At 69.3% G+C, this 6,397-nt stretch carries 5 protein-coding genes and 1 pseudogene; 4 read left to right on the top strand and 2 right to left on the bottom strand.

From position 1 onward, the window contains the following. Positions 1-165: 165 nt before the first annotated feature. Positions 166-1,290 (bottom strand): substrate-binding domain-containing protein, encoded by a 1,125-nt coding sequence (locus ABT288_RS40785; RefSeq protein ID WP_351619305.1) that lies wholly within the window; start codon positions 1,288-1,290, stop codon positions 166-168. Positions 1,291-1,438: 148 nt separating this feature from the next. On the opposite strand from ABT288_RS40785, the gene ABT288_RS40780 reads away from it, so the two are divergent. Beyond that, the gene (locus tag ABT288_RS40780) at positions 1,439-2,488 is read left to right on the top strand and encodes a LacI family DNA-binding transcriptional regulator (RefSeq protein ID WP_351619302.1); all 1,050 of its coding nucleotides are present in this window, start codon (positions 1,439-1,441) and stop codon (positions 2,486-2,488) included. After that, the gene (locus tag ABT288_RS40775; protein WP_351619299.1) at positions 2,481-3,554 is read left to right on the top strand and encodes a carbohydrate kinase family protein; all 1,074 of its coding nucleotides are present in this window, start codon (positions 2,481-2,483) and stop codon (positions 3,552-3,554) included. Before ABT288_RS40780 ends, ABT288_RS40775 begins: the two co-directional genes overlap by 8 nt. 390 nt (positions 3,555-3,944) lie before the next feature. Here the strand turns inward: ABT288_RS40775 and ABT288_RS40770 are convergent, their stop codons facing one another. Then, positions 3,945-4,397 (bottom strand): IPT/TIG domain-containing protein, encoded by a 453-nt coding sequence (locus ABT288_RS40770; protein WP_351619296.1) that lies wholly within the window; start codon positions 4,395-4,397, stop codon positions 3,945-3,947. Between the two features lie 468 nt (positions 4,398-4,865). Here ABT288_RS40770 and ABT288_RS40765 point away from each other — a divergent pair. Together ABT288_RS40765 and ABT288_RS40760 are read left to right on the top strand one after the other, a co-directional pair. Continuing rightward, positions 4,866-5,060 (top strand): annotated as a pseudogene (locus tag ABT288_RS40765) (ACT domain-containing protein); the annotation flags it as partial. A gap of 184 nt (positions 5,061-5,244) precedes the next feature. Then, positions 5,245-6,396 carry a hypothetical protein gene (locus ABT288_RS40760; protein WP_351619293.1) on the top strand — a complete coding sequence of 384 codons (1,152 nt, stop codon included), beginning with the start codon at positions 5,245-5,247 and terminating at the stop codon, positions 6,394-6,396. Position 6,397 lies beyond the last annotated feature (1 nt).

Raw genomic sequence — 6,397 nt, 5'->3', positions numbered from 1 at the left:
GGGTGCGCGTGCGGTGCCACCCCGTGTTCGGGCCTCGCGGGCGGGGGGGGGGCCGGCGCGGCGCGGCGGCCCGCCCCCCGGCCCCCGCCCCCCCCCCCGGCTCGGGGCAGTCGCCTGACTCGGGGGCAGTCGCCCGGTCGGGGGCGCTGGCACCCGCTCGGGGCGTCAGCTGCCCCAGCAGGCGGAGGCGGCCTGCGACGGGGACTGCACGGTCAGGCCGCCCAGGGGCTTTGCGGCGGCGAGGGCGGTGCCGGTGTCGTAGAAGGACTTGCCGTTGGTCACGCTGGGCTTGCTGCCGCCACGGGCCAGCTTGGCGATCGAGTCCACGCCGAGGGCCGCCATCTTGCCCGGGTACTGCACCGCGTCGGCGGCGAACTCGCCGCTGGTGAGATTCTTCAGGCCCGCGCAGCTGCCGTCGATCGCGTAGATCGCGACGTTCTTCTCCTTGCCGGCCGCCTTGAGCGCGTTGTACGCGCCTTCGCCCGCGGGCTCGTTGATCGCGTAGACGACGTTGATGTTCGGGTTGGCCGACAGGCAGTTCTCCATCGCGGTACGGCCGCCGTCGATGGCGCCCTGGGTCGGCTGGTGGCAGGCGATCGTGTAGCCGCCGCCCTTGCCGCCGGTGTACTTGCCGGACTTGGCTTCCTTGCCGTTCTCGGTCTTGCTGCCCGGGTCGATGCCCATGCCCTCCAGGAAGCCGTGGTCGCGGTTGATGTCCACGGAGACGACCTGGTTGTTGAACAGGTCGAGCATGGCGATGACCGCCGGCTTGCCGTTCAGGGCGGCCGCCGCGTACTGGCCGTCGAGCTTGCCCGCCTGCTCGTTGTCGGTGGCATAGGTGATGTCCGCGGTGCTGGGCGGGTTGGGCGCGGTGTCCAGGGCGATCACGAACAGGCCGGCCTGCTTGGCCCGGTTCAGGGCGGCGTTCACAGCGTCGCCGTTGGTGGTGATGAGGATGCCCTTGTCGCCGCGCGATATGGCGTTGTCGATGGCGGTGATCTGGGTCTGGGTGTCACCGTCGCTGTTGCCCGCCGCCACCGTGAGACTCACGTTGTCCTTGGCCGCCTGGGTCTTGGCGTCCTTCTCCATGCTCACGAAGTACGGGTTGGTGAGCGTCTTCAGAATCAGCGAAACCCCCACCTTGCCGCCGCCCGACGCGGACGACGAGGAGCTCCCGTTCGAAGAACCGCAGGCCACGAGCGTGGCGCCGAGGCAGACGGTGACACCGATCGCTGCCGCCCGGGTACGCCGACCGCGGCGGCTCGGCACCTGGCTGGTGGAGATGTTCATGGCTTGATCCCTTTCGGAGCCGTCTTTGGCCGACGCTGAGACAACGTTGACTGGGCGAGATACTGGGCCTGTATGGACGAGCCCGTCAAGACGCTGATAGACATGCGCGGGCAACGAGTAGGTAACGCACAACCGGTTGGAGACAACGATGACTCAGGGCGAGGCCGCGCCCCGTAGCCGCCCCACCATGCGTGAGGTCGCGGCGCTGGCCGGAGTGGCCATCAAGACCGTCTCGCGCGTGTTCAACGACGTCCCCACCGTCGATCCGGCGATCGTCACCAGGGTCCGCGAGGCTGCCGACAAACTGGGCTACCGCCCCAACCTCACCGCCAGCAGCCTGCGCCGCGGCGACGGCCGCACCGCCACCATCGGCATGCTCGTCGAGGACGCGGCGAACCCCTTCTCCGCCGTCCTGACCCGCACCGTGGAGAACGTCGCCCGGGAACGCGGAGTGCTGGTGCTGGTCGGCAGCCTCGACGAGGATCCGGCCCGCGAACGGGAACTGGCCCAGGCGCTCATCGACCGCCGGGTCGACGGGCTGGTGATCGTTCCTGCGGGGCGCGACCAGAGCTACCTCATCAGCGAGCAGCGCACCGGCACCCGGATGGTCTTCGTCGACCGCGAGGCCGGCCTTCTCGACGCGGACGCCGTCGTCTCCGAGAACCGGCAGGGCGCCATCACCGCCGTCAACCACCTGCTGAAGACCGGCCACCGCCGCATCGCCTACCTCGGCGACCGGGCCTCCATCCCCACCGCAGCCCAGCGCTTCAACGGCTACCGGCACGCCCTGGAAGTCGCGCACATCGAGTACGACGACGACATCGTCCGCCACGTCGGGTCCAGCGAGGAGGCCGCGATCGCCGCGACCGAGCAGGTCCTGGCGCTGCCCGATCCACCGACGGCGCTGTTCACCAGCCAGAACTTCGTGACCGTCGGCGCCGTCCGCGCACTGCGCGCCATGGGCCTGCAGGACACCGTCGCGCAGGTGGGCTTCGACGACTTCCCCCTGGCCGACATCCTCAGCCCGGGCATCTCCGTCATCGCCCAGGACGTCGAGCAGGTGGGCAGGACGGCCGCCGAGATGCTCTTCCGCAGGCTGGACGGCGACGAGTCGCCCACCCGCACCGTCACCGTGCCGACCCGGCTGATCCAGCGGGGCTCCGGCGAGATCCCAGCCGAAGGGCCGTTCCATGACTGAGCCGACGCATGTGCCGAAGCCGTCCCCGATCGTGACCGTGATCGGCGAAGCCCTCATCGATCTGGTCCAACTCGACGCGCCCGGGGACTATCGCGCCCGGCCCGGCGGCAGCCCGTTCAATGTCGCAGTCGGCCTGGCCCGGCTCGGACACCGCACCGCGCTCATGGCCCGCCTGGCCGACAACACCTTCGGCAGGATGCTGCGCACGCATGCCACCGTCGAGGGTGTCGACCTGACCTACGCCCTGGCAGCCGCCGAGCCCACCACGCTCGCCGTGGTTTCCATGGACGCGGAGGGAAGGGCGAGTTACGACTTCTACCTGGACGGCACCGCGGACTGGCAGTGGACCGATACGGAGGCCGCCCGCACCCCGCAGGACACCGCCGTACTGCACTTCGGCTCGGTCGCCTCCTGGACTTCGCCGGCCGCCGAGCACATCCACTCCGTCGTCCAGCGCCTGCGCGCCGAGGGCACGGTACTGATCAGCTACGACCCCAACGTCCGCCCCGCCCTGCTTGGCGACCCGGAGCACGGCAGGGAGGTCGTCGAACGCAGCGTCGGCATCGCCCACCTGGTCAAGGCCAGCCGCGAGGACATCGAGTGGCTCTACCCGGACGCGCCGATCGAGCGGACCGCCGCTCACTGGCTTGAACTGGGCGCACTGCTCGTCGTCATCACCGACGGGCCCGACGGCGCTCACGCCTTCCACGCCGGTGCGGGAAGCCTGAGCAGTCCCGGCCGCAAGGTCGCGGTGGTGGACACCGTCGGCGCGGGCGACGCGTTCACCGCAGGGCTGCTCGGCGCGCTGACCCGCCACGGACTGCACACCCCGCAGACGCTGGCCGCAGCCGACCCGGGCGTGCTGAAGATCGCCATGGACGACGCGGTCCTCGTCTCCGCGCTGACCTGCGAACGCCTGGGCGCCGACCCGCCCACGGCTCTGCCCCGCCCCCACCTGCCTGCCCAAGCGCCCCTGACGGCGACAGATCTGACCTTCGCCAAGGACACCGACCGGGCGGGCATGCGCAGCCCAACTCCAGAGTCAGTGCGATCCGTCAAGAGCTGACGACCGCGCCGACTGCACGGTTCCGTTGGTGACCGGCTGCCAGGCGTCATGCCGGCGGAGACCAATGCCCGAGCCAAGCAACTGCTCACGTGGTTGTAGACGTTGCCCTTGGGTGTCACTGTGCCGTCGGTGACACCCACCGTGTTGTACGCCGGGCGGAGCGCACAGAGCAGGGTGCGAAACCGAGTCGACACGTAGCTCGGCAGCCTCTCGAGCTCGGCGTCGAAGAACTCTGCACCGAACACGCACGGGGCCGCGCCCGAGGTCAGTCGTATACGTTGAACTCTGCGATCGACCAGCAGTTACTCGCGACATTGCCGGTATTGATGACCTTGATGTAGCGAGCTGTCTGCGTCGGGAAGGACACCGCCTGGACGCGTTGGCCGATTGTTATGGAAGAAACCTTGGTCCAGTCAGCATGTTTCCGGGCGCGTCGCCGGCACTTGCGTTCGAAGCCGTTGGGGTCCAACCCGTCCGTGGCAGCGCAGTACCCAGGTCCACGACGTCGACGTCGAACGAGGATCCACCGGCATCGGCTCCGCTGGCGTCATTCACTGAAACCTTGAACGTCCCCAATGAAAGGCCGTTCGGAACGTAGGCATTGATGCTCGTGTCCGACCAGCTCTCGATTTCGGCATAGGCCGATCCGAAACGCACCGTACCCAGCCCCTGAGCGTCACCGAAACCAGATCCGCTGATCGTGAACCTGCAGCGCGGTATGCCTTGCTTCGGCGTCAGACTGGAACCGCCACCTGAATCAGCCGACTTCCAGAGGCACCGGGAGCGCTGGCCGGCACCGGTACGGCACCCCGGCGCGCACGCCGTCACCAGCACGTCCACCACGACCCTTCTCAGGGTCCTGCGGCACCTGGCCAAGGACACCGTCCGCGCTCCCCGGACGGCCGCCGTCACCGAACTCATGGCCTACGTCTCCACGGCCGTCACTGTCGGCCGGCTGCGTGAACCCGACTCGGATATCCCTCTACCGGGCCCTGACTTCGCCGACCGGATCACAGCGCTCTTCGAAGCGGTCGCGAACAGGCCGGACATCTCCGACACCCTCCCTGTCCGCTCCGCCGCCCGGGAACAGGCTCCCGATCCGGACCGCAGACCACCCACACCGTGTCCGCCGTGCGTCAGCACATCCAAGAGCCCGCACAGCGGTGAACATTCCAGCCGACAGGGCACCGTTCCGACAGGACGGCACGACCCCCGCGCTCAGCCCGGGATCTGGTGCCGTCAGCGACCCGTAGCGACGCCTGCTGCTCTCCGCTGTTCCGGGTGTGAGTGGTGTGTGGGGCGGGATCAGGCCCCGGCATCGTGGGCATCATCGGCCGGATCCTCGGTGACGCCGGGATCAACATCGTCGGCATGCAGGTGGCCCGTACCACCGAGGGCGGCGACGCACTGGTCGCACTGACCCTGGACGACTCCATTCCACAGCCGGTGCTGGCCGAGATCGTCGAGGAGGTCTGCGCGACCTCGGCGTGCGCGGTCAACCTGGTGGACCGACCGCCCGGTTCGCCGTATCCGTCGTGGCTCGCCGCCTCACCATGGCGGCGGGCCACGGACTGTGCGCCTGGTGTGTCAGTGTGTCCGGCGGACAACCAACTGTCCTGTTTCTTACGTCTACATGTGCGACGGGCCCCCGGCGGGGAGCCGGAGCCGTCACGACGAGTAGGGGAGCGCGATGGGATGGTCCAGGCGGGTGGCCGCGCTGGTGTCGGGGATCCTGCTGAGTGGCGGTGTCTCGACGGGGATCGCGTTCGCCGCCTCCGGTCCGAAGCTCGACGTGGAGATGTTCGGCAGCGACTGGGCCCGCCCCGGGCAACTCGTGGACCTGTCCCTGGAGGGGGTGCCGCGGGGATCGAAGGCCGTGACCGCCACCTCGTCGGCGTTCTCCGGCCCGGTCGCCTTCAAGTGGTCCGACGACGACGGTCGCTTCGACGCGGTGGTCACGCTGGCCATGTCCGACAAGCCGGGTGTGTATCCGCTCGTCGCGAAGATCGGTGACCGTGCCGTGGCCCGGAACAAGATCCGAGTTCTGCCGTCCATGCGTCCGTCGTTCGAGGTGCGGGCTCTCTACGGCACAGCCGCCCGGCCGGGGGAGCAGATCGACACGGAGTTCGACGACCTGTACCCGGGAGAGACCGGTACCGACTTCACCGTGCGTTCCACCGCACTGGCCGATCCGGTCCGGCTCGTCCACGACAACCGGTACGACCACTACACCCCCCGCCTGTTCACCGGCCAGCCGTACCTCCGCCCGGACGTGAAGGACGGTACGTACGCCTTCGACCTGTACGGACCGGATGGCCGCCGGGTCGTCGAGAAGTCCCTCACGGTACGGGCTGCACGGCCGGGTGACAGCGACTACCTGGGCAAGGCCCGCGGTCCGGTCTTCTCCCCGACGTTCGACCTCGACACCGCCAGCGAGCACGGCTACCGGGTCCGCGCCGGAGGAAGGGTCTACGTGCTGTGGAAGGACACGTATCCGGACCCCGGCGAGGAGAACAGGCTCTCCGCCACCTCCCCGGCGTTCACCAAACCGGTCAACCTTCGGCGCGACGACACCAAGGCCGCGGACGGCGACGACCCGCGCTACTACGCCATGGCCACCGTTCGCACCGGTCTCACGTCCGGCACGTACCCGGTCACCGTGGTCGCGCACCACGGCCGGGTGAAGAGGACCGGCCAGCTGATCGTCACTGGCCGTCCGGTCGCCAAGCACAGCGTCACCGCGGGCCCCGGCACCGGGTGGCTCGGCGTGTCCGGTGGCCTGCTGGTCCTCACCGCGCTCGGTGTGTACGTCGTCCGCAGACGCCGCCACACCACGGCGTAGC

The organism is Streptomyces sp. NPDC001093, from assembly GCF_040298985.1.
Lineage (GTDB): Bacteria > Actinomycetota > Actinomycetes > Streptomycetales > Streptomycetaceae > Streptomyces.
The sequence above is the reverse complement of the archived record's forward strand: the minus strand, read 5'-3'. Positions and strand labels throughout refer to the sequence as shown.